Origin of the sequence: Croceicoccus sediminis (assembly GCF_007570835.1) — a bacterium.
Lineage (GTDB): Bacteria > Pseudomonadota > Alphaproteobacteria > Sphingomonadales > Sphingomonadaceae > Croceicoccus > Croceicoccus sediminis.
The window spans coordinates 304,951-329,893 of sequence record NZ_SUNC01000001.1; the positions used below are offsets into that span (position 1 = coordinate 304,951).

23 protein-coding genes and 1 tRNA gene are annotated in these 24,943 nt (G+C 63.2%); 6 read left to right on the forward strand and 18 right to left on the reverse strand.

Annotated elements, in window-relative coordinates:
- Window positions 1–80 precede the first annotated feature (80 nt).
- Window positions 81–2,462 (forward strand): TonB-dependent receptor, encoded by a 2,382-nt coding sequence (locus tag FAX90_RS01250; protein WP_240704659.1) that lies wholly within the window; start codon window positions 81–83, stop codon window positions 2,460–2,462.
- Between the two features lie 190 nt (window positions 2,463–2,652).
- Here the strand turns inward: FAX90_RS01250 and FAX90_RS01255 are convergent, their stop codons facing one another.
- The 5 genes from FAX90_RS01255 to FAX90_RS01275 are packed head-to-tail and all read right to left on the reverse strand — an operon-like array spanning window position 2,653 to window position 7,974.
- Window positions 2,653–4,311, reverse strand: coding sequence for an arylsulfatase (locus FAX90_RS01255; protein ID WP_144094797.1), 1,659 nt, complete (start codon window positions 4,309–4,311; stop codon window positions 2,653–2,655).
- The gene (locus FAX90_RS01260) at window positions 4,308–5,321 is read right to left on the reverse strand and encodes an AraC family transcriptional regulator (RefSeq protein WP_144094799.1); all 1,014 of its coding nucleotides are present in this window, start codon (window positions 5,319–5,321) and stop codon (window positions 4,308–4,310) included. The genes FAX90_RS01255 and FAX90_RS01260 overlap by 4 nt, the downstream gene beginning before the upstream one ends.
- Window positions 5,322–5,361: 40 nt before the next feature.
- Window positions 5,362–5,679 (reverse strand): 2Fe-2S iron-sulfur cluster-binding protein, encoded by a 318-nt coding sequence (locus FAX90_RS01265; protein WP_144094801.1) that lies wholly within the window; start codon window positions 5,677–5,679, stop codon window positions 5,362–5,364.
- Window positions 5,676–7,085, reverse strand: a complete 1,410-nt coding sequence (locus FAX90_RS01270; RefSeq protein ID WP_205700603.1) for an aldehyde dehydrogenase family protein — start codon at window positions 7,083–7,085, stop codon at window positions 5,676–5,678. The genes FAX90_RS01265 and FAX90_RS01270 overlap by 4 nt, the downstream gene beginning before the upstream one ends.
- A 4-nt stretch (window positions 7,086–7,089) precedes the next feature.
- Complete coding sequence (locus FAX90_RS01275; RefSeq protein ID WP_144094803.1) at window positions 7,090–7,974, reverse strand: fumarylacetoacetate hydrolase family protein; 885 nt, start codon at window positions 7,972–7,974, stop codon at window positions 7,090–7,092.
- Between the two features lie 134 nt (window positions 7,975–8,108).
- Between FAX90_RS01275 and FAX90_RS01280 the strand changes: the two genes are divergently transcribed.
- Together FAX90_RS01280 and FAX90_RS01285 are read left to right on the forward strand one after the other, a co-directional pair.
- On the forward strand, window positions 8,109–8,912 hold the full coding sequence (locus tag FAX90_RS01280; protein WP_144094805.1) for an acetoacetate decarboxylase family protein: 804 nt from the start codon (window positions 8,109–8,111) through the stop codon (window positions 8,910–8,912).
- 100 nt (window positions 8,913–9,012) lie between these two features.
- Window positions 9,013–10,185 carry an MFS transporter gene (locus tag FAX90_RS01285; protein ID WP_144094807.1) on the forward strand — a complete coding sequence of 391 codons (1,173 nt, stop codon included), beginning with the start codon at window positions 9,013–9,015 and terminating at the stop codon, window positions 10,183–10,185.
- 124 nt (window positions 10,186–10,309) lie between these two features.
- Here FAX90_RS01285 and FAX90_RS01290 read toward each other — a convergent pair.
- The 6 genes from FAX90_RS01290 to FAX90_RS01315 all read right to left on the reverse strand — a co-directional run bounded on the left by FAX90_RS01290 (window position 10,310) and on the right by FAX90_RS01315 (window position 16,266).
- Window positions 10,310–10,385: transfer RNA gene (locus tag FAX90_RS01290), tRNA-Lys, on the reverse strand.
- A 107-nt stretch (window positions 10,386–10,492) separates the two neighbouring features.
- Entirely contained in the window at window positions 10,493–11,614 is a 1,122-nt protein-coding gene (rodA, locus tag FAX90_RS01295; protein WP_144094809.1) for a rod shape-determining protein RodA, read from the reverse strand.
- Entirely contained in the window at window positions 11,611–13,752 is a 2,142-nt protein-coding gene (gene mrdA / locus FAX90_RS01300) for a penicillin-binding protein 2 (protein ID WP_144094811.1), read from the reverse strand. The genes rodA and mrdA overlap by 4 nt, the downstream gene beginning before the upstream one ends.
- Window positions 13,752–14,309, reverse strand: a complete 558-nt coding sequence (mreD, locus tag FAX90_RS01305) for a rod shape-determining protein MreD (protein ID WP_144094813.1) — start codon at window positions 14,307–14,309, stop codon at window positions 13,752–13,754. The genes mrdA and mreD overlap by 1 nt, the downstream gene beginning before the upstream one ends.
- On the reverse strand, window positions 14,306–15,187 hold the full coding sequence (mreC, locus tag FAX90_RS01310; protein WP_144094815.1) for a rod shape-determining protein MreC: 882 nt from the start codon (window positions 15,185–15,187) through the stop codon (window positions 14,306–14,308). The genes mreD and mreC overlap by 4 nt, the downstream gene beginning before the upstream one ends.
- 29 nt (window positions 15,188–15,216) lie before the next feature.
- Window positions 15,217–16,266 carry a rod shape-determining protein gene (locus FAX90_RS01315; protein ID WP_144094817.1) on the reverse strand — a complete coding sequence of 350 codons (1,050 nt, stop codon included), beginning with the start codon at window positions 16,264–16,266 and terminating at the stop codon, window positions 15,217–15,219.
- Between the two features lie 168 nt (window positions 16,267–16,434).
- Here FAX90_RS01315 and mutL point away from each other — a divergent pair, with 168 nt between their 5' ends.
- Together mutL and FAX90_RS01325 are read left to right on the forward strand one after the other, a co-directional pair.
- Window positions 16,435–18,288, forward strand: coding sequence for a DNA mismatch repair endonuclease MutL (gene mutL, locus FAX90_RS01320; protein ID WP_144094819.1), 1,854 nt, complete (start codon window positions 16,435–16,437; stop codon window positions 18,286–18,288).
- Window positions 18,289–18,317: 29 nt separating this feature from the next.
- Window positions 18,318–18,812, forward strand: coding sequence for a hypothetical protein (locus tag FAX90_RS01325; protein ID WP_144094821.1), 495 nt, complete (start codon window positions 18,318–18,320; stop codon window positions 18,810–18,812).
- 1 nt (window position 18,813) lies between these two features.
- Here FAX90_RS01325 and FAX90_RS01330 read toward each other — a convergent pair whose 3' ends face one another.
- The 3 genes from FAX90_RS01330 to FAX90_RS01340 form a co-directional block, all read right to left on the reverse strand.
- Entirely contained in the window at window positions 18,814–19,269 is a 456-nt protein-coding gene (locus FAX90_RS01330) for a MaoC family dehydratase (RefSeq protein ID WP_144094823.1), read from the reverse strand.
- A 44-nt stretch (window positions 19,270–19,313) separates the two neighbouring features.
- Window positions 19,314–20,114, reverse strand: a complete 801-nt coding sequence (locus FAX90_RS01335; protein ID WP_144094825.1) for a DUF1206 domain-containing protein — start codon at window positions 20,112–20,114, stop codon at window positions 19,314–19,316.
- Window positions 20,115–20,178: 64 nt separating this feature from the next.
- Window positions 20,179–20,931 carry a glutaredoxin gene (locus FAX90_RS01340; RefSeq protein WP_240704660.1) on the reverse strand — a complete coding sequence of 251 codons (753 nt, stop codon included), beginning with the start codon at window positions 20,929–20,931 and terminating at the stop codon, window positions 20,179–20,181.
- A gap of 24 nt (window positions 20,932–20,955) precedes the next feature.
- Here FAX90_RS01340 and FAX90_RS01345 point away from each other — a divergent pair, with 24 nt between their 5' ends.
- Entirely contained in the window at window positions 20,956–21,381 is a 426-nt protein-coding gene (locus FAX90_RS01345; protein WP_144094827.1) for a MerR family transcriptional regulator, read from the forward strand.
- Window positions 21,382–21,387: 6 nt separating this feature from the next.
- Here FAX90_RS01345 and ychF read toward each other — a convergent pair whose 3' ends face one another.
- From ychF to FAX90_RS01365, 4 genes are all read right to left on the reverse strand, one after another.
- Window positions 21,388–22,488, reverse strand: coding sequence for a redox-regulated ATPase YchF (gene ychF / locus FAX90_RS01350; RefSeq protein WP_144094829.1), 1,101 nt, complete (start codon window positions 22,486–22,488; stop codon window positions 21,388–21,390).
- Between the two features lie 100 nt (window positions 22,489–22,588).
- Window positions 22,589–23,158 carry an aminoacyl-tRNA hydrolase gene (gene pth, locus FAX90_RS01355; RefSeq protein WP_144094831.1) on the reverse strand — a complete coding sequence of 190 codons (570 nt, stop codon included), beginning with the start codon at window positions 23,156–23,158 and terminating at the stop codon, window positions 22,589–22,591.
- Window positions 23,159–23,273: 115 nt separating this feature from the next.
- Window positions 23,274–23,936, reverse strand: coding sequence for a 50S ribosomal protein L25/general stress protein Ctc (locus tag FAX90_RS01360; protein ID WP_144094833.1), 663 nt, complete (start codon window positions 23,934–23,936; stop codon window positions 23,274–23,276).
- 124 nt (window positions 23,937–24,060) lie between these two features.
- Window positions 24,061–24,933 carry a TraB/GumN family protein gene (locus FAX90_RS01365; protein ID WP_144094835.1) on the reverse strand — a complete coding sequence of 291 codons (873 nt, stop codon included), beginning with the start codon at window positions 24,931–24,933 and terminating at the stop codon, window positions 24,061–24,063.
- Between the last annotated feature and the right edge of the window lie 10 nt (window positions 24,934–24,943).

Here is a 24,943-nt window from a genome sequence, read left to right on the forward strand (position 1 = left end):
AAGCGTAACGAGACCGGGTCTGCAATTACATTCGAGAGCCGTTCTGCACGGCCAGTCGGGGCAACCAGGAGGCAAGAAAAATGAGGGATACAGGGATTAAGGCATCGGTTTTGGCGCTGGCGATCGGCACGATCATGGCAACGCCTGCCGTCGCTCAGGAAGCCGGCACGGCGCAGCAGCCCGATGCGGAACAGTCCGGGGTTCTCGGTACGATCGTCGTCACCGCCAGCAAGCGGGAAGAGAACGTACAGGACGTTCCCATCTCGATCTCCGCCTATTCCGGCGACCAGTTGACCGCTTTGGGCGTGACCGACACGACCGGCATCACAGAACAGATCCCGGCGCTGCGTGTGAACCAGTGGTCGCCCAATCTCACCATTTTCTCGCTTCGCGGTGTTTCGCAGAACAACTTCACCGACAACCTCGAAGCGCCCGTCGCGGTCTATTTCGACAATGCCTACATGGCCTCGATCAATGGCGTTAGCGGGCAGATCTACGACATCGCCCGCGTCGAAGTGCTGCGCGGTCCGCAAGGCACCCTGTTCGGCCGCAACGCGACGGGTGGTCTTATCCATTACGTTTCGCGGACGGCGGACGAGGATTCCTGGAACGGCTATGCCGAAGCGAGCTATGCCCGCTTCAACGATCTCTCGGTCGAGGCCGCCGTTGGCGGCGGGTTGACCGAAGGCGTGCGCATCCGCGCGGCCGGTCGTTTCCAGAAGGCCGATGGCTACGTCAAATCGCGCGATGCCATTCCGGGCGTGCTTGAAGGCAGCGGCCAGGATCTGGGCGGCAAGGACGGCTGGGCCGGCCGCGTCACGATGCAGGTCGACGTGGGCGATGATGCGGTCGTGAACCTCTGGTACAAGCATGCAGAGGACAACAACGTCGACACCGGCGGTTACGTCTTCGACAACTGCGATTTCCTCGCCAACGGCTATTGCTCGGTCGACACTGCGGGTCTGGGCAACGGGCAGGGCGGTGTGATCAACGGTATCACCGGCGAACCGGCCTCTCCGTTCGAACATTTCGGCGAACGCCGTGGCTACCTCGATCGCAGCGTCGACATCTACCAGGCCGACCTCGAATGGGACATCGGCTCCGACCTTACGCTGACCTCGATCACCAACTACACCACGCTGGACAAGGCCTATGGCGAAGATGGCGACGCGATTCCGGTCGTGGTCATCAACTTCGACACCTTCAACAAGCACGAGCAGTTCTCGCAGGAACTGCGGCTCAGCGGCGAAACCGATGCCCTGAAGTGGCAGGCGGGCGTCTATTATCTCGACTTCAGCTCCGACGGCTCGATCATCACTCGCGGCGCGCCGGTCCTGGGCTCCGCCATCGAATTCAACGGCAGCGCCGTGGATCCCGCGGTGGCGCAGACCTACAAGATCGATTCGGAGAACTGGTCGGTCTTCGGCCAGGTCGATTTCCTGCTGACCGACCGGCTCACCCTGACGACCGGTGCCCGCTGGTCGCAGGACAACAAGTCGATCGATTACCTTGCTGTCCTGACCGATCCGCAAGTCGCGCCCGATGTCACGATCGCGGCAAGTGACGCGTTCGAGACGATCAATCCCGGCGTCAACGACATCGACTATGGCGACTGGGCGGCACGCGTCGCGCTGAGCTACGAAGCGAACCCCGATCTCCTCCTGTTCACCTCGTGGAACCGGGGCATCAAGGGTGGGAACTGGTCGCTTGGCACCGATGTCGATCCGCTCGACTTCCAGCATGGCCCCGAAACGCTGAACAGCTTCGAGGCCGGCTTCAAGAGTACGCTGGGCAACGGCGCACTGCGCCTCAACGGCACGCTGTTCCACTATATCTACGACGACTATCAGGCCTTCGCACTGACCGGCGGCGTGCCGTTCGTCACCAACAGCGACGCGAAGTCGACCGGCGCGGAACTCGAAGCTTTCTGGTCGCCGTCGCGCAGCTTCGACGCGGTTCTGGGTGCGACCTGGCAGACGTCCAGCGTCGATGAGGTACGCGGTCCGGGCGAACAGTTCGGTCCGGAATTTTTCCCCGGTGCGCCCGATGCGGAATATTGCAGCAACCAGGGCGGGTTCTTCTTCTGCGACTATCCGGACAATTTCATCACGGATGCAGAGTTCCCCAACGCCCCGCGCTTCAGCTTCAACTACCTGCTGCGGTACAATTTCGACATCGCAGACGGCAACACCGCGCTGCAGGTCGACGGGGTGTGGTATGACGACCAGTACCTGGAAGTGACCAACGGCCGCTCGTCGCTTCAGAAAGCGTACAACGTGACCAATGCGTCGATCACTTATACCCACGACGACAGCGGCGCTTCGCTTCAGGCCTGGGTGCGCAATATCTTCGACAAGGAATATCGCGCCTATACCCTCAACCTCGGCATCCTCGGCACGACGTCGTTCTTCGCGCCGCCGACGACTTACGGCCTGACCTTGCGCGTACCGTTTGGTGATTAAGCCTTAGCGATCCAGCCGGAAAGCCCCTTGCACCCATCCCCCCCTTGCGGTGCAAGGGCTTTCCCAAAACGCCGGACGCATCCGCAAGGACGCGGCAGGCGCATGACCCGGGCAAGGCACAGCAGGCCTTGTCCGGGTCAGCTTTTTTTGAACCGGGCCTCGCGGAACTCTCCCGCGCCGGAAGCGAAGATCAGTAACCGGTAACGACGTCGGGCAGGATAATGTTGTGCGTCTGTGCCCAATTGTCCCACTGCGCGACTAGGCGAGCGAGGACGGCCGGTTCACCCGCGGCAAGATCCGTGGTTTCGGCAAGGTCGGTATTGAGGTCGAATAGCTGCCATTGACCCGTGCCATAGGGTGGGGGCAGCAACATCGCCTTCCAGTTCGCCACACGGATCGCCCGCTTCCCGAAAAGCTCCTGCACGAAGGCTTCGCCTGCCGGATGTATCGCGGGGCTCATGCCGGTCAGAACCGGAAGCAGCGATGAACCGCTTGGTCGGTGAAGTTTTCGGTCGGGGAATTTCGCTGGGTCGAACGGTACGCCCGTCCAATCCAGCATCGTTGCAAACAGGTCGGTCACGTGGACGCGGCCATGGTTCAGCCCCGTGCCCGCCACGCCCGGCATGCGGACGATGGCCGGAACGCGGGTGCCGCCCTCTGTCGGAAAGCCCTTGAACAATCGGTACGCGGCGGTCGATGCGCGGGACCAGTCCGGCCCCATCCAGACGTAGGAATTGGGCGCGCCGATGTTTTCCAGCGAATTGTCGCAACATTCCTGCGACCACTGCGCCGCCTCCGGAAATCCGGATCGCATGTCGTGTCCTTCATAACCGTTGTCGGACAGGAACAGGATTAGCGTGTCATCAAGCTGGCCCGTCGCAGCAAGCCGGTCGATCACGCGGCCCAAATGCCGGTCGAGGTCGGATACCATCGCGGCATAGGCCTCCATCCTGCGGGCCTCCCGCGCCTTCTCGTCACCGGGCAGTTCGGACCACGGCACCCCGTGCGGCGCGCGCGGCGCAGCGGTGGCATTCTCGGGGATCACCCCCGCACGCTTGCCCGCGGCCAGTCGGCTGTCGAGCAGGTCGTCATATCCCGTGTCATAGGCGCCGCGGAAGGCATCGATGCTTTCGCGCGGAGCCTGGATCGGCCAGTGCGGGGCGGTATAGGCGAGATAGCCGAAGAAGGGGGCCTGTCGGTCGCCTTCGTCAAGAAACGCCAGGAACTCGTCGGTGAAGTTCTTGGTCGAATAGAAATCGTCGGGCAATTCGGCCACCGGCTTGCCGTCGCGGGCGTAGCGCGCCTTGCCCGGCCCGACCATGGGCATCATGTTGGCAAAATGGCCCGCGCCGCCCTGCAGCATCGTGAAGCTGCGATCGAAGCCCCGCGCCGACGGAACGGTTTCGGGCGTCATGCCCAGATGCCACTTGCCCGCCATGAAAGTGCGATATCCTGCCGTCCGCAGGATTTCCGGCAGCGAGGCGACCGAGAAGTTGAGATAGCCCTCGTATCCGGGCCGCCCCTTTTGATTGGGAGCAAGATCCTCGGCCATGTTGCCAAGGCCGGAGAGGTGATGGTCCACCCCGCTCATCAGCATCGCACGGGTGGGCGAACAGGTCATTCCGGTGTGAAGGTCGCTGAACCACGTTCCCTGCATCGCAAGCCGGTCGAGGTTCGGCGTCGGGATTTCGGAACCGTAGATGCCGAGGTCGGTGAACCCCACGTCGTCGGCCACGATCAACAGCACGTTTTTCGCCCGCCGGGGCGTAAGTGCGTGCGGTGCGCAGGCCGCGGCACTCGCGGCCGCAGCTCCGGCCAGCACCGCGCGGCGCCCCAGTCGGATCGTCATGATTGTTGTCCTTTGCGAAACTGCATCGGTGTTTTTCCCGTCCGTGCCAGGAAAGCGCGCGTGAAGCTGGCGCTTTCGGAATAGCCGGTGGCCAGCGCGATATCGGCTATGCTCCGGCGGCTCTGGCCAAGCAGCCGCTTGGCAACCGTAATACGATGTTCGCCCTTGATCTCGCGCCAGCTGGTATCGTGCTTTTCCAGCCCGCGCTGCAGCGCTGCACGGCTTATGCCTAGGTCGCGGACCGCGTCGTTCAGAAGCAAGGGTCCCGAAACGTCCCTGACTGCGAGCCAGCCCCGCACTGCGGCCACCACATCGCCGCGCGCGACGTCCGATGCCGGTTCGCGGCGGCGCAAGTGGTCCTCGATGATCGGAAAAAGCTCAGCACTAAGCAGGTTTCCGCGCCGGTCGGTCAGTCGCGCGTCGAAACGGATTGCATTGACGGGTTGTTCGAAAAACACGTCGCAGCCGAACAGGTCGCGGTAACGGGCATAGGGCGAGATCATCTCGTGCTCGAACCACACCTCGCGCAGTTCGAAGTCGCCGTTGCAGTAATTGCGGGCGAGGGCGTGTGTGGCGCTGAGCGAGTATTCGGCGTCCTGCCGGCGGCGGCCGATGTTCGGGGCCGTGACGCTGTAGGTCCAGGCGGCGCAATCGCCCTCGATCTCGAACTCGCAGCGCGATCCTTGCTGCATGGCCAGAAGGTGCGCGGCCATCGCCTCAAATGCGCGGCCAAGCGACGGTGCGGCGAGGAACAGGAAGCTGAGTGCGCCCAGGCTGTCCGACCCGGTCAATCGCCCGGCCTGAAGTCCGAAGGCGGGGTTGTCCAGGAACTCGGCCGCCGCTTCGAACAGGGCAAGGAAATCCCTTAGGTCTATCGTTGCTTCGCGGTCTTCGAGGACACTGCGCGCAATGCCGAAACGCTGCAGCAGCGGCTCCGCAGATCGGCCGGTCAGCTCCACGCAATCAAGGATGTGGCGAAGGAACTGTGCTGCGATCTGGGGCCGCTTCATGGGCGCAGGATAAAGTGCCCGCGGCGTTTCGCCAAACGTTTCAGTCCTCGGGCGCAATGGTCACCGTGCAATCTTCGGGCAGGGCCGATACCGGGACCTGACAGGACAGGCGCGAATGTTCGGTCCGGTGGTCGGAACTGTCGAGCAGGTCGTCCTCGTCATCGGACGGCTGGCCCAGCGTCTCGTAGACTTCCGGTGTCAGGAACACGTGGCAGGTCGCGCAGGAACAGCATCCCCCACAAAGCGCCAGAAGTTCATCGACGCCGTTGTCGCGCAAGGCTTCCATCAGGCTCATGTCGCCGTCCGCCTCGATGGTCTGCGTCGAACCGTCGCGCAGGTTTACCTTAAGTGTCGTCATGAATTTGCCTCTACCCCGCCAAAGACGGATTTCACTTCCAGGAATTCCTCCAGCCCATAGACTCCCCATTCGCGCCCATTGCCGCTCATCTTGTAACCGCCAAAGGGTGCCGCGCTGTCCAGTCCCGCGCCATTTACGTGGACCATCCCGGTGCGCAGCGATGCCGCGACCCGGCCTGCCTCGGCGCGGTCGGCGCCCCAGACATATCCGGAAAGCCCGTAGGGGCTGTCGTTGGCGATGGCGATCGCCTGTTCGACGCTGTCGTAAGTCATGATCGCGATGACCGGTCCGAACACTTCCTCGCGGGCGACGGTCATGTCGGGCGTGACCGACGCGAGAACTGTCGGGGCGACCTGATACCCGGTCTGGCCCTCGGCCTTCTCGGGGCCTCCGGCGACCAGCTCCGCGCCTTCGGCAATCGCGCCTTCGATCATGCCGATGACGCGGCCGTACTGAGCCTTATTGGCGATGGGGCCAATGTCGCACGCCTGCGCTGCGGTGCGCGCCGCCGCTTTTGCCTCTTCCAGACGGTCGGCCGGGACAAGCAGGCGCGTACCTGCGTTGCAGCTTTGCCCACTGTTGAACATGCAACCCGAAACGCTGTCCGTGACCGCGCGGTCAAGGTCGGCGTCAGGCAGCACGATGACCGCCGACTTTCCGCCCAGTTCCAGCGAGACCCTTTTTACCGTTTTGGCCGCATTCTCGCCGATCGCGATTCCCGCGCGGGTCGACCCGGTGAAGGACACCATGTCGACCTCGGGATGGCCCGTAAGCGTCGCCCCCATGTCCTCACCCGTGCCGTGGACGAGGTTGAAGACACCCGGAGGAACGCCAGCCTCATCAATGATTTCCGCCAGGATCACGGCGTCTAGCGGGGCCAGTTCACTGGGTTTCAGCACCATGGTGCATCCGGCGGCCAGTGCCGGTGCGACCTTGGTGGCGACCTGGTTCATGGGCCAGTTCCACGGCGTGATGAGGGTGCACACGCCAATCGGCTCGCGCCGGATCAGGGTGGTGCCCATTGCCTGAGAGAATTCGTAGCTTTCCAGAACCCGGATCACTTCGGCAAAATGCTGCGGACCGGACCCGGCCTGTGCCGAACGGGCCAGCGCGGTTGGCGCCCCCATTTCAGCACTGATCGCATCGCCGATCTCGTCCTTGCGCGCGATCAGCCCGGCCAGGATCTTGCGCAGCAGGTCGAGCCGAAGCGCCACCGAACTGTTTGACCAGTCCGGAAACGCGCGCCGTGCTGCAAGGATAGCACGTTCGGCATCGGCGGCACTGCCCAGCGCGATCGGCGCGACCGGGCTGGCGGTTGCCGGATCGACGACTTCGGCCATCCGCGCACTGACCGGATCGGTCCACTGGCCATCGATGTAATATCGGGTCGCATCGGGCAGGGCCATCGGATCAGTCCTTCAGCTTGGATTCGTAGAATTGCGCGCCTTGGCCGCCTGCCGCACGCTTGCCGCGATGTTCCCAGTCGCCGCCCATCGCGGTGGAGATGACCTCTTCGCTTTCGCTGGGCTGCGCGCCGACGTCGTCGCGGATCGGCGTGGGGCCGACGACGATCGTGTTCGACAGACGGCCAAGGCCGTCGACTTCGACGTCCACGACGTCTCCCGGTTGCACGGGGCGGCTGTTGGCCGGCGTGCCCGACAACAGGATGTCGCCCGGCTCCAGCGTTATCGTGCGGGCAATGTCGGCGACGAGGTAGTGCATGTCCCACTCCATGTTCGCCGTCGTGTCTTCCTGCACGACCTTGCCGTTCACATAAGTGCGGATCATCTTGTCGCGGAAATCCCAACCGGTGACGAGGCCCGGCCCGACAGGGCAGAGCGTGTCCGAACCCTTGACCCGCAGCATCGAGCCCGCATCGGTGTCGCGGAAGTCGTGAAGGCCGTAGTCGTTGGCGACCGAGTAACCGAGGATGTAATCGCCCACGTCGGCGGGCGCGACATTGCGGCAGGTCTTGCCGATCACGATGGCGATCTCGCCCTCGTAATTCAGGTACTTGCACCTTTCTGGCCGAACGATGCGGCCCTTGTGCGTATTGAGCGCGGTCAGCGGCTTATGGAAATAGGTCGGCGCGGGCGGCAGCTTGGTGATGAACTCGTCGACCCGGCTGTGGTAGTTCAGATGGACGCAGATGATCTTGCTGGGATTGACGGGCGCAAGGTGCACGGCATCGTCGACACCGATCGATCGCCCGTCCTTGGTCACCAGTTCATCGCCGTGCCTGGTGGTGAGGATCGGGTATCCGTCGAGCAGGATTCGGCGATATTCGGTGGTCATCTGGTAAACTCCGCAAACTTGGTCTGATCCCGTGACTAGCATTGCGTACCGCGACAGGCTTTGGCCATTCCGGCCAAGCTTCGCATGTCGTTTCTTGTCAGTGGGGTTCGACGCAAAACGAGAAAGAGGCGACCATGGCCGAACTCAACGGACTGTTTTATCCCCGCACGCCGACCGGCAAGGCGAGCATCGTGCCGCCGGTTCCGTGGCATTATTCAGGTGAGCTGATTACACTGGAATACCGGACCGACCCGGCCAAGGTCGCCGCGCTGCTGCCCGAAGGTTTCGAACTGGCCGACGAGGATCCCGGCGCGCTTGCCGCGATCTGGGCCGAGTGGCAGTCGACCGGCGACGACCCGGCCCAGCTGCTCGACCCGGTGCGGGTGCAGTACAAGGAGATGTTCATCGTCTGCCGCTGCAAGTACCAGGGCAAGACCTATTCCCGCTGCCTCTACATCTGGGTGGACAAGGAATTCGCGATGCTGCGCGGAATTCACCAGGGCTATCCCAAGAAGCTGGGCAGCATCCAGATGAGCCGCCCCGTCTATGTCGGCAAGGCCGGCCCTCGGCTTGAGCCGGGCGGGACATTCGGCGTCACGCTTGCCGCGTTCGACCGTCGCCTTGCCGAAGGGCGTTTCACCATCCGCGAGGAATGCGACAGCCCCGGCTTCGTGAACGGCCATCCGATGGCGCACAACCGTTGGCTGCCCGCGATCGAGACGGACGGTACGCAAAGCCTGAACGAAGTCGTGACGATGAGCAGCTTCGACGTCGAACTGGGCCGTTGCTTCAAGGGGGACTTCGATCTTTCCTACTTCGACAGCCCGGTCGAGGAACTGCTCGACATCACGCCGGACGAAAAGATCGCCGGTTACTGGCACGAAGTCGGCGCATCCTGGAAGGCGGGTACGACGCTGTCCCGAAACAACCTGGCCTGACCCTATGGCGACGCGCGCGGGGTGAGAGCTTTCCCGACTTGCGCGTCGCCGGATCAGGGCGTGGGGATAAACAGATAAAACATTCATGAAGGAGAGTGGCATGGCGGGATCGGATCGTGCGATTGACGTAAACAGCCCCGGCACGATCGCAGCCGGTATCGTCCTGGGGACGGTCGGCGTCCTGTCCTTCATCGTCCAGCCCGGACTGGTTCAGGGCTACGCCACGTCTTTCGGCATTGGCGAGGATGCCGCGAATTTCCTCGCCTCGGCCGAGGGTTTCGGGATCACCGCCGGGGCGTTCGCATCTGCACTGGCGAGCCGCCAGATCAACTGGCGCTGGATCGTGCTTGCCGCGCTGCTGCTGGCGGGGCTGGGCAATCTGGCTTCGGCGATGCTGAAGTCGCCTGACGCCGTATTCAGCATGGTACGCTTTGTGACGGGGCTAGGCGAGGGCGCGATCATCGCCATCAGCTTTTCCATCGTCGGCCTTACGCGCCGGATAGAACGCAACCTGGCGCTCTACCTCATCCTCTTGCTGACTTACGGCGCATTCGGCCTGATGGCCATGCCGACTGCACTCTCCGCCATTGGCCTGCCGGGCATCTTCGTGGGCTGGGGTATCATCTCGCTCGTCGCGATCCTTGCCGTGCGCGTGATCCCTCGCGGCTCGCATGACCGAGCCGAGCCCAGTCCCACGGCCGCCGACGTCGGATTGCCGATGCTCACGGTAGGGTTTCTGGCCGTGCTGGCCTACAACACCGCGATCGGCATGGCGTGGGCGAACCTGTTCTTCATCGGGCTCGAGGTGCGTAACGATGTCCAGGCCATCGCCAATGCCCTTCTGCTCAGCCAGTTCGTGGCCATCGGCGGTGCACTGATCCCGGTTTTCATGGAATCACGTTTCGGCCGTTGGTTTCCGCTCGTGTCCGGCATCCTGCTGGCCGCCGGAGCCATCGCCTTGCTTTTGGGACGCCCCGATTACGCGATCTTCGTTTTCGCGGTCTGCCTGTTCAACTTCATCTGGAACTTCTTCCTGCCCTTCCTGCTCAGCGCCGTCGGCGACATGAGCACCAAGGAAGTGATGCCGGTTACGATCGCGATCCAGATGCTCGGCCTCGTCGGGCTGGGTCCGTTGCTCGCAGGCACGATTCTCGGCGCTGGCGGCTCGCAGCAGGCGGCGCTGGCTACGGTCGTCGTGCTGCTTCTGCTCAGCCTGGCACTGCTCACCATGGCAGAAACCGCCCGCGGTCGCGCGGCTCGGAATTCGGCCTGACGCACCGATCCTGAACCGTAATTGGTAAGCGCCGAGCGATCGGCGCTGGCCGCTAGAGCATGCGCACGACTTCGCATGCGGCGCAGTCGGCTGCATGATATCAGGCTGTATCCATTTCGAAAAATGGTGGACGCACTAGGGCTCGAACCTAGGACCCGCTGATTAAGAGTCAGCTGCTCTACCAACTGAGCTATGCGTCCACTTCGCCGCTTTTGAGCCGCGAGACGGTGTCTGGCCATTGAGGCCGTCCCCCGTGGGAGCGCCCCAAATAGTCATATGCCTGATTCGTGCAAGGGGTTTTTTGCACTTACTCGAAACTTCCCTTCACATCGCGCTTTCCCCAACGGTCGACCGCCATGATCAGGCCGACACAGATCATGATCGTCATCATCGATGAACCGCCGTGGCTCATGAAGGGAAGGGGGATACCGACGACGGGGGCAAGCCCCATGACCATCATCAGGTTGACCGCGGTATAGAAGAAAATCGTGGCGACAAGACCGGCCGCCATAAGGCGTGAAAACCGGTCCGGCGCGTCGCGCGCAGTGCGCAGGCCCCAGCGCAGCAGCCAGCCGAACACGAACAGCACGAACAGGCCCCCCATGATGCCCCATTCTTCCGCCATCGTTGCGAAGACGAAGTCGGTGTGCGGCTCGGGAAGATAGTTGAGGTGGCTTTGCGTGCCATTGCCGAATCCCTTCCCGAACAGGCCGCCGGACCCGATCGCGATCTTGGACTGGGTAATGTGATACCCCGCGCCCAACGGGTCGCTTTCCGGATCGAGGAAGGTCAGAACGCGCTGTTGCTGATAAGGATGGAGCGCAAAGAAAAACAGCATCGGGACCGCGATTACCCCGGCAACGCCGCAGGTTATGAACCAGATCAGCGGAAGGCCCGCCAGGAACATGACGACGACCGCCCCGAAAACAATGGCAAGGCTGGTGCCGAGATCAGGCTGCATCAGGACCAGGCCGACCGGAACCCCGATAAGCGCACCGGGTATCAGGAGAGAGCGAAACTCGCGCGTCGCGCCGGGGGGAAGCATGTCGTAAAAGCGGGCCAGGATCAGGACGATGCCGGGCTTCATCAGCTCCGACGGTTGCAGCGTCATGAACCCGAGGTTGAGCCAACGCTGGCTGCCGCCGCCGACGAAGCCCATTGCCTCCACCGCCATGAGCAGCAGCACGAGCAGGACGTAGACCGGCACGGCCATCATCTTGATGAAATCGCGGGAAAACTGGGCGATCACCATGGCCATGACAAGGAAGACCAGAAACCGCACGATATGGAGCGCGGACCACGGCATCCAGTGTCCGCCCGCCGCCGAATAGAGCACCGATGCGCCAAAACAGACCAGCAGGAACAGCGGTATGATCACGCTCCAGGGCTGACGGCCGAGCCCGGCGGGAAGGGCGCTGAGCGTGTTCATCGGCGCGGACCGGGCTGATTGAAGGTCGGTGAGGGACTGGCCGATGGCGAGGGGGTCGGACTGGGCGACGGGGTCGGTGTCGGGTTGGGTGCGGGGCTGTCGGCTGCCGCGTTGTCCCCTTCGGGCGATCGGGGGTTTTCCGCCGCGTTCACGGGTTGTGGGGCGGGCGCGCCATCGCCCTGGCTCGTCGCGTTTTCGACTTCGCCGCTTTCAGGCCTGGGCGCGCCGCCGCCATAGGCCTCTTCATAGGCGCGATATTTGCGGGCCAGACGTTCCTGCGCCGTGCCGCCCCACTGCTCTTCATACTGGTGCAGGACTTCGAGCGCCTTTTGCGGATCGAAGAGGTAAGTCATCACGTCGCGCGCCACCGGATAGGCCGAGGACGAACCGGCACCGTGTTCGATCGCAACGGCGCAGGCGTATTTCGGCTTGTCGTAAGGAGCAAAGCAAATGAAGTGGCCATGGTCGCGATATTTCCACGGCACGCCCATGCCGCCGCGGCCATAGGCGAGGCTCACGACTTGCGCCGTGCCGGTCTTGCCGGACAGTTCGATCCCGTCCAGCGGCAACCGCGCGCGGCCCGCCGTGCCCGGCCCGTTGACCACGTCCCACATCGCCTTGCGCACGATTTCGAGATGTTCGTCAGGAATGTCGAGATGGGGGGCAGGGCGCGGGGCCGAGGTCATCAGCAGGCGCGGCTGAAACCGACGCCCGCTGGCGATGCGCGAGGCCATGACAGCCTGTTGTAGCGGGTTCACGAGGAAATACCCCTGGCCGATCGTGGCGTTCACCGTGTCGTAGGCCTGCCATTCCTGGCCATATTTCTTCAGCTTCCACGGCGGATCGGGCACGGTGCCATAGGACTGGCTGGCGACGGGCAGGGGATACTTGTAACCGAGCCCCAATTCGCGGGCCATGTCCGAGATGACCTGCATGCCGACACGCTGGGCCATGGCGTAGAAATAGACGTCGCAGGACTGATATATGCCCTTGGCCATGTTTGTCGTGCCGTGGCCGCGCCTGTTCCAGCAGTTGAACACGCGGTTGCCGACGCGCAGGCCGCCACCGCAGAATACGGTTTCGTCCGGGTCGATCCCCGCCTTCAGAAGGGCAAGGCTGACGAAAGGTTTTACTGTCGAACCGGGCGGGTAGAGGCCGGACAGTACCTTGTTGCGCAAGGGGACGTGATCGTCTTCGGACAGCATTTTCCATTCGACGCGGCCGATGCCGTCGGAAAAGCTGTTGGGATCGAAACTGGGCATCGATGCCATGCACAGAAGGTCGCCGGTTTCCAGGTCCATGACGACGACGGAGCCGGATTCAAGCCCGATACGCCGTGCGGCATAGTCCTGCAGCTTGGCGTTGATCGTCAGTTTGACCGGATCGCCCTGGACATCCTCACGCGTTTCGAGGTCGCGCACGATCTTGCCGTTGGCGGTAACTTCCGCCCGGCGCGCGCCGGGTTCGCCGCGCAATTCGTGCTCGAAGTATTTCTCGACCCCGTCCTTGCCGATTTTGAAACCCGGCGTGATGAGAAGCGGGTTCTTCTCTTCCTCGTACTCCTCGGCAGAGACCGTCCCGACATAGCCGAGCAAGTGCCCGACCGAGGGGCCGGTGGGGTAGTAGCGGGTAAAACCGCGCTGCGGGACGACGCCGGGAAGGTCGGGCAGGCGCACCGAAAGGGCAGCAAACTGTTCCCAGCCCACGCCGGTCGCGACTTCGACGGGTCGGAAGCCCCGCGTACCGTCCATCTTGTCGCGAAGGTCAGTGATGGCCGCGGGCGTCAGTTCGAGCACTTCGCCCAGCACGGCCAGCGTGCGATCCTTGTCGATGACGCGTTCGGGCACGAGGTCGACGCGGAAGTCCGCGCGGTTCGACGCCATAGGGATATTGTTGCGATCGAGGATCCAGCCCCGGCGCGGCGGGATCAGGGTAAGATCGACGCGATTGGATTCAGAGGCGAGATTGTACTTCTCGTTTTCGGCTACGGCGAGATAGCCCATGCGCGCGGCCAGCAGGACGCCGATGCCGCCCTGCACAGAGCCCAGCACGAAGCTGCGCCGGTCGAACCGGTTACGCAGTTCGCCGCTGCTGACCCGCTGAAGCAGGCGCGCACCGCGTTTACGCTTGAAGAGCATCAGCCGAGCACTCGTATCCGGGCAAGTCGCAAGAGATCCAGAATCGCAATCACACGGGTCAGTAACGGAAAGGCGATGAACGAAAGCAGAATCTGCGGAATGATCAGCCCGGGCGCGAATGCCCCACCCGCGATCGAGGCAATAACGTGCGCGAGAAAGAGATAGGAAGCGATCACCACGCTCGCAACCAGCCAGTCCTGCCAGAAACCGCGCCAGCGCAGCCAGCCGTCGATCAATTCCATGCCGATCATGGCGAGGGACCAGAGCAGGATCGCGCTCCCGAAAGGCTGGCCGGAAAAGAGATCGTCGATCAGGCCCAGCGGCGCACCGGCCCAGAGTGGCAGGAGGCCGGGCCGCAACAGGCGCCAGCCCACCAGTAGCATGAAGGACAGCGGCGGCACGACCGGTGCGGACGCGATGACCGGCGACAGCGGAACCAGCGAGGCCAGCGCGATCGTCAGCCACGGCACGATCGTCGCAAGGGTGCGGGACGGTGCGCGGTTGATGCGGCGGGAAAAGAGGCCGGAGCCGGGGAGCCGGTCGCCACCAAGGCTCACGGCGTTGGCCCCTCGGTCGGATCGCGTAGTTCGGTGATCGGCTGCCAGATCGGCTCGACAACGACGAATTCGCTGGCCGCCGGGTCGGACACGATCTGCGCAACCGCGCCATCGCGCGTGACATTGCGAACGATGGCGACCGGCACGTTAGGACGATAGAGCCCGCCCGAACCGGAAGTGACGAAGACATCGCCCTTCTTGAGCGGATTGATGCCGAGATCGATCAGGCGGATGATGAGCGTGCCGTCTGCCTGCCCTTGGGCGAACCCGGAAATGTCACCCCTGACGCGGCGAACCGGCACGACGCTTTCGCCATCGGTGATCAGCAGCACGCGGGCAGTGCGATTGCCGACTTCGAGGACCCGGCCGACAAGCCCCTTGGCCGAACGGACCGGCTGTCCGGGCAAGATCCCGTCCCGCTTGCCTGCACCCAGCAGGGCGAAACGCCGCGTGCTGGTAGAGCTCGAGCCGATCAGGCGCGCGGTGGCAACAGGCGTACCATCGGTTTCGCGCACGTCGAGCAGAGCCTTGAGCCGGGCATTTTCGGACTCGATCGCCTCCGCCTCGGCCAAGCGGGACCGGGCGACCGCGAGTTCTTGTTTCAGCTGCGCGTTCTTGCTCCCTGCCTCGATATAGCCGGAGATGACGTCGATGAAGGTCTTGCCGCCCGAACGCGTCGTGGCCGAAACTTCGCCTGCGGGCGCGGCAAGGTCGTTGGCGGCGGCGCGGGCAAAGGCGAAAGCGGTCGGGTTGAGCAGCGAAACGACAAGCACGACGAAGCCGAGCGCTGCCCCGGCCGAAGCCGCGACATAGCTCGTGAACAGCCCAAGGTGCGCCCTTTTCGAAAAACCCGGACGCCGGTCTTGCGGCGCCGCCATCGCCGTTCCCCTTCAGTTCAGGACAGCCCTCAGGCCGTCATCAGCACGCCGCGGTAGACCGGTTCTTCCAGAGCGCGGCCAGTGCCCAGTGCCACGCACGACAGCGGATCTTCGGCCACGGTGACCGGCAGGCCCGTTTCTTCGCGCAGATATTCGTCGAGGCCCTTGATCAGCGCGCCGCCACCCGTCAGCACGATACCCTGGTCGACGATGTCGGCGGCCAGTTCGGGCGCGGTGTTTTCCAGTGCGATGCGAACCGCTTCGACGATGGCGCCGATCGGTTCGTTAAGCGCCTCAGCTATGTTCGCCTGATTGATCGTGATTTCCTTGGGCACGCCGTTCACCAGGTCGCGGCCGCGGATGTGGATCGTCTCGCCTTCACCGTCTTCCGGGACGGTGGCGACGGCATAGTCCTGCTTGATACGCTCGGCAGTTGCCTCACCGATCAGCAGGTTGTGGTGTCGGCGCACGTAGGAAACGATCGCTTCGTCCATCTTGTCCCCGCCGACGCGAACGCTGGTGGTATAGGCAAGACCGCGCAGAGAAAGAACGGCAACCTCGGTCGTGCCGCCGCCGATGTCGACCACCATCGAGCCGACCGGTTCGGTCACGGGCATGTCGGCGCCGATCGCGGCGGCCATCGGCTCGAGGATCAGGTAGACTTGGCTGGCCCCTGCGTTGCTGGCCGCGTCGCGAATGGCGCGGCGTTCGACCGAGGTGGAGCCCGAAGGCACGCAGATCACGATTTCGGGATAGCGCAGCATCGACTTGCGACCGCCGTGGACCTTGCGGATGAAGTACTTGATCATCTCCTCAGCCACTTCGATGTCGGCGATGACACCGTCGCGCAGCGGGCGGATCGCCTCGATGCTGTCGGGGGTCTTGCCCATCATCATCTTCGCGTCGTCGCCAACGGCCTTCACCTTCTTGATGCCGTTCAGCGTTTCGATTGCGACCACCGAGGGTTCGTTCAGCACGATGCCACGCCCTTCGACATAGACGAGCGTGTTCGCCGTACCGAGGTCGATGGCCATGTTCTGCGAACCGAACTGGAAAAGGCGGGAAAAGAATGAGGACATGATCGGTGTGCGGTCCCTGAAAATTGGCGCCGATTAGCGCATGATGGTTTCGTTGCCGTGTGACTAGCCCAAAAGCATAGCCAGATGGAAAATATTTCGCGGGGATTTGCGGGCTTTTCCACACCGTCCGCCTCGAAAAAGCCGGGCTTCGTCGCTAGACCCGTCCCGATGCCTCAAATTCGCCGTCTTCCCGAAAACCTGGTGAACCGGATTGCTGCCGGCGAAGTGGTCGAACGACCGGCCGCCGCGCTCAAGGAACTGGTCGAAAACGCCATCGATGCGGGGGCTACGCGCGTCGACATCGCGCTCAAACTCGGCGGACTGGACGGGATCGAAGTGACCGACGACGGTTGCGGCATGACGGCCGACGAAATGGCGCTGGCGCTTGAACGCCATGCGACATCCAAATTGCCTGACGAAGCGATCGAACAGGTCACGACCCTGGGTTTTCGCGGAGAGGCGTTGCCTTCCATCGCCAGCGTTGCGCGGCTGTCCATCGAAAGCCGCCCGCGCGGAGCGGATGAGGGGTGGAGACGCGTTGTCGACCACGGGCGCGTGGTGGAAGAAGGGCCTGCCGCCCTGCCGGTGGGAACGCGCATTAGGGTGGATCATGTCTTTGCGAACGTGCCCGCGCGGCGCAAGTTCCTGCGCACGCCGCGCAGCGAATATGCCGCCTGCCATGATGTCGTGCGGCGACTGGCCATGGCGCGGCCCGATGTCGGCTTTTCCTTTTCCAACGATGGCCGCCGTATCGTGCAGGTGCAGCCCGGCGAAGACGTGGCAACCCGCGTATCGCGCCTTGTCGCGCGTGAGCTGGCGGACAATGCGGTCGAGGTGGACGTGCTGCGCGGCCCGGCAGAGGCGCCGATCCGCATGACCGGCATTGCGGGCCTGCCGACCTACAACCGCGGCGTCGCCGATCACCAGTACCTGTTCGTGAACGGACGGCCGGTAAAGGACCGCCTGCTGACCGGCGCGGTGCGCGGGGCCTATTCCGACATGCTGGCGCGCGATCGCCACGCGGTGCTGGCGCTGTTTCTCGACGTTCCGCCCGAAGAGGTCGACGTGAACGTCCACCCGGCCAAGACCGAGGTGCGTTTTCGCGATCCGGCAATGGTGCGCGGGATCATCGTGTCGGGCCTGCGCGACGCGCTGGCCAGTGGTGACAAGCGCAGTGCGCAGACCCCGGATGCAGGCGCGATGGGCGCGTGGATGCGCGAGGGTGATGCGCCGCGCGTTCCCGATGGTGAGAACCTTGCCCGCGACAATCGCAGTGTTTTCGCAGGCCTTGGCTGGCAACAGCGGGAAAGGCCGCAGACCCCACCGGTCTACCGCGAGATGGAAGGGTCCATCCTTTCGGGTCCTGCCACCCTGGATCCCGGATTTGCCCCCCAGGCCCGCGCCGAAGAGGCGCTCGAACAGCCCGGTGATGCCGAACATTTTCCGCTTGGCGCAGCGCGCGGCCAGATCGCGCAGACCTATATCGTGGCAGAGGCCGCGGACGGGCTCGTCATCGTCGATCAGCATGCCGCGCACGAACGGCTGACGCTGGAACGGTTGAAGTCGGCAGGGGCGGAAGAAGGCATCACGCGGTCGCAGGCGCTGCTCCTGCCCGAAGTGGTGGAGATGGAAGAGGCGGACTGCGACCGGATCGAGGAAGCAGCTGAAAAGCTGGGCACTTTCGGTCTTTCCGTTGAACGCTTCGGCCCCGACGCGATGCTGGTCCGCGCCATGCCCGCGGCGCTGAAGCGGGCCGATCCGGGCAAGCTTTTGCAGGACATTGCCGACGATATCGCGCGCAACGGTGATGCCCTGCTGCTGGGCGAAAAGCTCGACCTCGTTCTGGCGACGATGGCCTGTCACGGGTCGGTGAGGGCGGGGCGCACGCTTTCGGTTGCCGAAATGAACGCCCTTCTGCGCGAGATGGAGCGCACGCCCCGTTCAGGGCAGTGCAACCACGGACGTCCGACGTGGGTCAAGTTGTCGATGGACGACGTCGAAAAGCTTTTCGGACGGCACTAGGCCGCGATCGGACGGGGGAGAATATCGAAATGCGCCTGAACCTCGTGATCATCTGCGCCATGGCCGGAACGCTCGCGGCCTGTTCGGATGGATCGGACCCGGCGCAGGACGCCGCCGACGTGGCCGAGATCGAGGCGATGCACGACATGCCCGCGATCGAGCAGATCAGCCCCCAGCACATCCGCTATCCCGATATCGAGAAGAACAACCTTTTCGGTGCCAGCTGCGGCTTTGCGCCGGGCAACAGCATGAAGGTCCTGTTTCTGGCCCAGGACGAACACGGCTATATGAAGCTGGACGACAAGATCGTCACGCTGGCCCCGGACAAAGGCAGCGCCGAACTGCCGTTGACCGGCTTTTCCAAATATGACGGCAAGGAATTTTCGGTCACCATCACGCTCGACGAAAACGGCAAGTCGAGTGAGGGGATCGAGCAGACGAAGTGGCAGGGCCGGATGGTCGTCCGCGATCACAAGGACCGTGTGACTTTCGACAGGGAAGGCCTCGTCGGCTGCGGCGCGTGACCTAGGCCGCGTCGCCGTCCGGTTCGCACCCGACCAGGCCCGCCGATTGCAGCTCCATCACAAGCTCATCGTTCTGATTGAACAGGCGCATCCGGACCACGACGATACCGACGCCCGGCATCGACCGGCTCTTGCGCTTTTCCACGAACGTCCATTCGAGGCTGAGCACGTCGCCGGGATAGACCGGGCGAGGCCAGCGCAGGCCATCGACGCCAAGGCCGCCCTTGCTGTCCGAATTGGAAAGGACATGATCGACGTAAAGCCGCATGGCGATGCTGCACGTCTGCCAGCCACTGATCGAAAGGCGTTCGAACGGGGTGCCGTCGGTGCCTTCGTCCGACAGGTGGAAGGGCTGCGGATCGTACTTGCCGGCGAAGTCGATCGCGTCATCGCGGGTGACTTCAAATGCGCCGGCCCGCATGGTCTGACCGACGACGACGCTTTCGAAATACTGCATCGCCGCCGATTAGACCACGCGGGCCGGTCACTCAATCGATAAGATCAGGCCCGGAAAGAAGGCTTCATACCGGCCGAATCCATTTCCGGAATGATCCGGTACTGCGCAAGGATCAGGCTGAAGATGCCGAACATCAGCAGGCCGACCGCGACCAGCGTGAACCAGATGCCCATGCCCGAAAGCGAGGCGACCGCATCACCCAGCGTTTTCACCTCCTGTCCGCCTGCCGACATGAAACCAGCCTTGAACAGCGACCAGCCGATGATGGCAAAGACGACCGAGCGTGCCAGATAACCGGCGCCGCCAAGCCAGCGGGTGAAATCGGGTGCCTTGGCGCTGATGCGGTGCATGAAGTCGCCGGAGATGCCCTTTTTCGCTTGGAATATGGCGGCAAGGAAGAACGCGATGCCCAGCAGGCCCAGCACGACGCCGCCCAGCGACATCGACAGGATGCCCGACGCCGCTTCCTGAGCGCTGCCGCCCGATGGTTCGGTATTGCTGGTTGCGAACTTGAAGGCCGACCATGCCAATGCAAGGTGTCCGATGGCGCTACCGGCATGGCCCAGGCGCTTGGCGATGCCCTTCTTGTCCGAACCGTTGTTCTCGATATCGAAGAAGGTCGAGGCGAAGCGGAAAAGGGCATAGGCCAGAAGGCCCACGACCATGATCCAAAGGATCACCGTGCCTGCGGGAAAGTCCTCGATCGCGCGGAAGATGCCGTTGGTGCCTTTCCCGATCTTGCCCGCGCTGGTCAGGGCGATAATGCCTAGTACCGAATACAGGATAGCGCGCGAGAGGTATCCCACCCGCACGGCCCAGTTAAACTTTTCTGATTTGTCTACCATTACGGCGTGTCCCCTTTGTCTTGGGTTAGGGAACGGGCGAAGCCGCATTTGGTGCCCAAACAGGTTAGTAGGGGGCAAACAGCATCCATAGCGCCATCGCGATCATGAACAGGTTCTCGGTCAGCGAAACGAAGCCGAGCGGAACGCGGCCCGAACCGCCGACGCAGGCGCACTTCAGCTCCCGCTTCTGGACATAGACGGCGTAATAGACGCTGATCGCGCCGACCGTGCCGATGAACAGGGCGAGCGGGATCGACAGCCATGGGAGCAGGTGGCCGGCCATCAAAATGCCCGCCGTCGCCTCTGCAAAGGGATATATCCTTGCATAGGGCACCCAGCGCCGCGCCAGCAGATCATAGCCCAGGAACATGGTCGCGAACTTGTTCACGTCCTGAAGCTTCAGCATGGCAAGGATCGCCATCGAAAAGGCAACGAACCATTCCGCTGCACGCACCGTCAGCGGCGATCCGAAGACCATCCAGCTGACCGCCAGCGCCAGTCCCGCGGCAATGGCGAATACGGCCAGAACCGGCTGATAACTGACGGCATCGGGGTCCTGAATCTTCAGGCCCAGGTGACGGCGCAGGTCTTCATAGCCGCCGATACGCTCCCCGCCGATGAAGATCTGCGGCGTGGTCTTGACGTCGTGTTGGGTTTTGAATGCCTCTGTCTCTTCCCTCGTGGAGAGGTGGTGATCGTCCACCGTGAAGCCGTGGCTTTGCAAGAGATGCCTCGCCTTCAGGCCGAAGGGACAGATGTGCTTGTCCATCACCATGCGGTAGAGTTTGGCGGTCTTGGGCGTGTCTTGTTTGCTCATGAGGCTAGGTCTACATTGCGTACCATGGTACGGAGTCAACGACAAAACGCGTCATCGCACCGCCCGTTCCGCATTTCGGAACTGGCCGCCGCCGCCGATGTCGGCGTGGAAACTGTGCGTTTCTATCAGCGCAAGGGCTTGATGGACGCGCCGACCGGGGGCGCTACTGGGGGAAGGCACTATGGCGACGATGACGTTCGTCGGTTGCGCTTCATCCGGCAATCTCAGGCGGCAGGCTTCACCTTGCGTGAGATAAAGCGACTGCTCGACCTAGACCGTATCGACGACCGCGCAGAGGCTCGCTCCATGGCGCAGGACCGTATCGCGTCACTGGACACGGAAATTGCCCGCTTGGAAGCGGCGCGGGCATCGCTGAAAAAGCTGGCCAACGAATGCGCGAAGGGCGGGGCGGGGCCTTGCCCTATCCTGTCGGCGTTCGACCCCGCGTGATGCCGGTCAGACGTTGAACTTGAACATCATCACGTCGCCGTCCTTGACGACATATTCCTTGCCTTCCTGACGCAGCTTGCCAGCCTCGCGCGCACCGCTTTCACCGCCGAGCGAGATGTAGTCGTCGTAGGCGATCGTCTCTGCACGAATGAAGCCGCGTTCGAAATCGGTGTGGATTTCACCGGCCGCCTGCGGAGCCTTCGCGCCATCCGGGAAAGTCCAGGCGCGTGCTTCCTTGGGTCCTGCGGTAAAGAAGGTTTTGAGGCCGAGCAGCTCGTACCCTGCGCGGATCACGCGGGCGAGGCCCGATTCCTCAAGTCCCATTTCGGCGAGGAATTCCTTGCGGTCTTCCGGCTCCATCGCGACGATCTCGCTTTCGATCGCGGCAGAGACGACAACGGCCTGCGCGCCTTCTGACTTGGCCTTTTCGAAGACCTTTGCCGAAAGGTCATTGCCGTCCGCGGCGTCTTCCTCGGCCACGTTGCAGACATAAAGCACCGGCTTTGCCGTCAGCAGCTGGGCCTGTGCGAAGACGCGGGCCTCCTCGTCGTCCTTCGGCTCGGTCAGGCGTGCGGGCTTACCCTCGCGCAGCAGTTCGAGTGCCTGTCCCAGGACGCTGGCCGCGATCTTCGATTCCTTGTCGCCGCTCGTCGCACGCTTGGCGGCGGCGGGAACGCGTTTTTCCAGGCTTTCGAGGTCGGCCATCAGCAGTTCGGTCTCGACCACTTCGGCATCGGTCAGCGGGTCGACCTTGTTGGCGACGTGCTGGATGTCATCATCCTCGAAACAGCGCAGAACATGGACGATGGCATCCACCTCGCGGATGTTGCCGAGGAACTGGTTGCCCAGGCCTTCGCCCTTCGACGCGCCTTTGACCAGTCCGGCGATGTCCACGAAGGCAAGCTGGGTCGGAACGATCTTCGCAGACCCTGCAACCCTTGCGATCTCGTCAAGGCGCGCGTCGGGCACACCGACCTGCCCGACGTTCGGTTCGATCGTGCAAAACGGATAGTTCGCCGCCTGCGCCGCCTGTGTTTCGGTCAGCGCGTTGAACAGCGTCGATTTGCCGACATTGGGAAGGCCCACGATGCCGCAACGAAAACCCATGGAATGCTCCGTAAATCTGTTTGGCCGCGCGATAGAGGCAAGCAGGCCGAAAGGCTAGGGGAGAGTTGCCGCAAAGGTGCCATGTCATGGCAGTTGCGGCTTATCCCTGCATCCTTAGCGCAACGTCGTTCATGAAACGCGCGTCGTCGCCCTTGGCCAGCCAGTCAGCCTCTCCTGCCATCGCGCCCAGCATGACGACAAGGTCGTCCATTTCGGCCTTCGCGTAATTGCCCAGGACATGGCCGTGAACGCGGTCTTTCGATCCGGGATGACCGATCCCGATACGCACTCGGCGGAAATCGGGGCCCAGATGCTGGTTGATCGACCGCAGCCCGTTGTGACCGGCAAGCCCGCCACCCATGCGGACCTTCACCTTGAACGGCGCGAGGTCGAGTTCATCGTGGAATACGGTAAGCGCATCTGTGTCGAGCTTGTAGAACCGCATCGCCTCGCCGACGGCGCGGCCGCTTTCGTTCATGAAGGTGCCGGGTTTGAGCAGCAGGATCTTTTCCGTCCCAATCCGGCCTTCCTGAAGCCAGCCGGAAAACTTCTTCTGCACCGGGCCAAAGCCATGCACTTCGGCAATCGTGTCGAGCGCCATGAAGCCGATGTTATGGCGGTTGAGCGCGTATTTCGCGCCGGGATTTCCAAGGCCTACCCAAAGTTGCATGGCTGCCCCCTAGCCAAGGCGGCCGGAAAAGAAAACGGGCCAAAAGAAAACGCCGGCCCCGCGAAGGGACCGGCGTAATTCTTCAAAGCCTGCGTTTGGCAGGGCGAAGGGACGATTACTCGACTTCGCCGTTCTGCTCGGTCGCGGGGACATCGTCCGCTTCGACTTCTTCGCCGCCTTCGGCTGCAGCAGCGCCTTCGGCCTTCTTCAGGGCCGAGGGAGCGACCAGCGTGGCGATGGTGAAATCGCGGTCGGTGATCGCGCTTTCGCTGCCCTTGGGCAGGGTCACTTCGCTGATGTGGATCGAATCGCCCACATCCTTGCCGGTGACGTCGATCTCGATTTCGGTCGGGATCTTGTCCGCTTCGCAGACCAGCTCAAGCTCGTGACGAACGACGTTGAGAACGCCGCCCTTCTTGAGGCCGGGTGCGGCTTCTTCGTTGACGAAGACGACGGGAACCGAAACGTCGACCTTGGCGCCCTTGGCAAGGCGAAGGAAGTCGACGTGGGTCGGACGGTCTGAAACCGGGTGGAACGAAACGTCCTTCGGCAGGGTCTGGACCGGCTTGCCGCCCATGTCGATCATGATGATCGAGTTGGAGAAGTGACCGGTGTTCAGCAGCTTGATGAGAGCACGTTCTTCGACGTGGATCGGCTGCGGTTCTTCCTTGCCGCCGTAGATGACGGCGGGGACGCGACCTTCACGGCGCAGTGCACGGGAGGCTCCCTTGCCTGCCCGCTCGCGCGCCTCGGCCGTCAGGGTAAGCTGATCGCTCATGATTTCTGACCTTCGAAACTGGTTGATACAAGTAACGCTGCCCAGCGCCTCCAGGGATGACCGACAGGGCAAGCGAAGGCGCGCGGCTAAACGCAAACGCGCGCAAAAGCAAGCGCGAAGGCGCCTACTGAATGCGGGTGACCTTCCATCCGCGCGCCTGCAACAGCGCGATAAGGCCGTCATCACCCCCGATGTGCCCCGCGCCAACGGCCACGAACGGCTTTTTGCCGTCCTGCAATTGCCCCACGATCCGACCGATCCATCGGGCATTGCGGCGCGAGAGAAGGGCCGCGCGCAATTCGGGCGAGGCATTGAAGCCCATGTCCATCAGGCCGGCCAGCTTGTCGGCATCGCCCGCGCTCCACGCGTTGGACAGATCGTATGGGCCGATGGTATCCACCTGGTCGACGAACGTTTCCAGAAGGTCCTGCTGCTCATCGCCGCTGAGCTGGTCGAATATGCGCAGCTGTTCCTCGGTCGTCTCGAAGCCGATGATCGGCTTTGTCCAGTCCGCGATCAGGGTCTTGTCGACGCCGAATTCGGGGTCGAGCGTGCTGCGCTGCTGCAACATCGATGACAGGGTGAGAGCGGCAGCCCACGTTTCGACATAATGGAAGTTTTCTTCCGAAGCGCCTGCTTCGTCCAGCACTTCGGCCAGTTCGTCGCGGTATACCGGCGAAACCCGTTCGGACAGCGGCGGCAAGGCCGGATCGACGGCCAGCTGCTGAAAAATCCGCTGGGATTCGCTGGTGTCGAGGTTTTCGATCTCGACCATCAGGACACCGGCATTCGCCAGCGCGTTATCCAGCGTCTCGCCGTGCCATTGGGTGGTGCGGGGAAGGGCGTGGATCGTGCCGAACAGCCAGCCTGCCGGTTCGGCCCCATCGGGGGCATCGGCCGCATCGACCCGCCACAGCGCCGGTTCTGCCGAGCTACCGCAGCCTGCCAGAAGGAGGACGAGCGGAGCAAGCAGCAGGGCGAAGAGGCGGGTCGGCATGCGTCGGATT

Excerpts from the sequence above, each read along its gene's own strand:
- FAX90_RS01250 (WP_240704659.1), top strand. The coding sequence starts at position 81 with ATGAGGGATACAGGGATTAAGGCATCGGTTTTGGCGCTGGCGATCGGC.
- FAX90_RS01255 (WP_144094797.1), bottom strand. The coding sequence starts at position 4,311 with ATGACGATCCGACTGGGGCGCCGCGCGGTGCTGGCCGGAGCTGCGGCC.
- FAX90_RS01260 (WP_144094799.1), bottom strand. The coding sequence starts at position 5,321 with ATGAAGCGGCCCCAGATCGCAGCACAGTTCCTTCGCCACATCCTTGAT.
- FAX90_RS01265 (WP_144094801.1), bottom strand. The coding sequence starts at position 5,679 with ATGACGACACTTAAGGTAAACCTGCGCGACGGTTCGACGCAGACCATC.
- FAX90_RS01270 (WP_205700603.1), bottom strand. The coding sequence starts at position 7,085 with ATGGCCCTGCCCGATGCGACCCGATATTACATCGATGGCCAGTGGACC.
- FAX90_RS01275 (WP_144094803.1), bottom strand. The coding sequence starts at position 7,974 with ATGACCACCGAATATCGCCGAATCCTGCTCGACGGATACCCGATCCTC.
- FAX90_RS01280 (WP_144094805.1), top strand. The coding sequence starts at position 8,109 with ATGGCCGAACTCAACGGACTGTTTTATCCCCGCACGCCGACCGGCAAG.
- FAX90_RS01285 (WP_144094807.1), top strand. The coding sequence starts at position 9,013 with ATGGCGGGATCGGATCGTGCGATTGACGTAAACAGCCCCGGCACGATC.
- rodA (WP_144094809.1), bottom strand. The coding sequence starts at position 11,614 with ATGAACACGCTCAGCGCCCTTCCCGCCGGGCTCGGCCGTCAGCCCTGG.
- mrdA (WP_144094811.1), bottom strand. The coding sequence starts at position 13,752 with ATGCTCTTCAAGCGTAAACGCGGTGCGCGCCTGCTTCAGCGGGTCAGC.
- mreC (WP_144094815.1), bottom strand. The coding sequence starts at position 15,187 with ATGGCGGCGCCGCAAGACCGGCGTCCGGGTTTTTCGAAAAGGGCGCAC.
- FAX90_RS01315 (WP_144094817.1), bottom strand. The coding sequence starts at position 16,266 with ATGTCCTCATTCTTTTCCCGCCTTTTCCAGTTCGGTTCGCAGAACATG.
- mutL (WP_144094819.1), top strand. The coding sequence starts at position 16,435 with ATGCCTCAAATTCGCCGTCTTCCCGAAAACCTGGTGAACCGGATTGCT.
- FAX90_RS01325 (WP_144094821.1), top strand. The coding sequence starts at position 18,318 with ATGCGCCTGAACCTCGTGATCATCTGCGCCATGGCCGGAACGCTCGCG.
- FAX90_RS01330 (WP_144094823.1), bottom strand. The coding sequence starts at position 19,269 with ATGCAGTATTTCGAAAGCGTCGTCGTCGGTCAGACCATGCGGGCCGGC.
- FAX90_RS01335 (WP_144094825.1), bottom strand. The coding sequence starts at position 20,114 with ATGGTAGACAAATCAGAAAAGTTTAACTGGGCCGTGCGGGTGGGATAC.
- FAX90_RS01340 (WP_240704660.1), bottom strand. The coding sequence starts at position 20,931 with ATGAGCAAACAAGACACGCCCAAGACCGCCAAACTCTACCGCATGGTG.
- FAX90_RS01345 (WP_144094827.1), top strand. The coding sequence starts at position 20,956 with ATGGTACGGAGTCAACGACAAAACGCGTCATCGCACCGCCCGTTCCGC.
- ychF (WP_144094829.1), bottom strand. The coding sequence starts at position 22,488 with ATGGGTTTTCGTTGCGGCATCGTGGGCCTTCCCAATGTCGGCAAATCG.
- pth (WP_144094831.1), bottom strand. The coding sequence starts at position 23,158 with ATGCAACTTTGGGTAGGCCTTGGAAATCCCGGCGCGAAATACGCGCTC.
- FAX90_RS01360 (WP_144094833.1), bottom strand. The coding sequence starts at position 23,936 with ATGAGCGATCAGCTTACCCTGACGGCCGAGGCGCGCGAGCGGGCAGGC.
- FAX90_RS01365 (WP_144094835.1), bottom strand. The coding sequence starts at position 24,933 with ATGCCGACCCGCCTCTTCGCCCTGCTGCTTGCTCCGCTCGTCCTCCTT.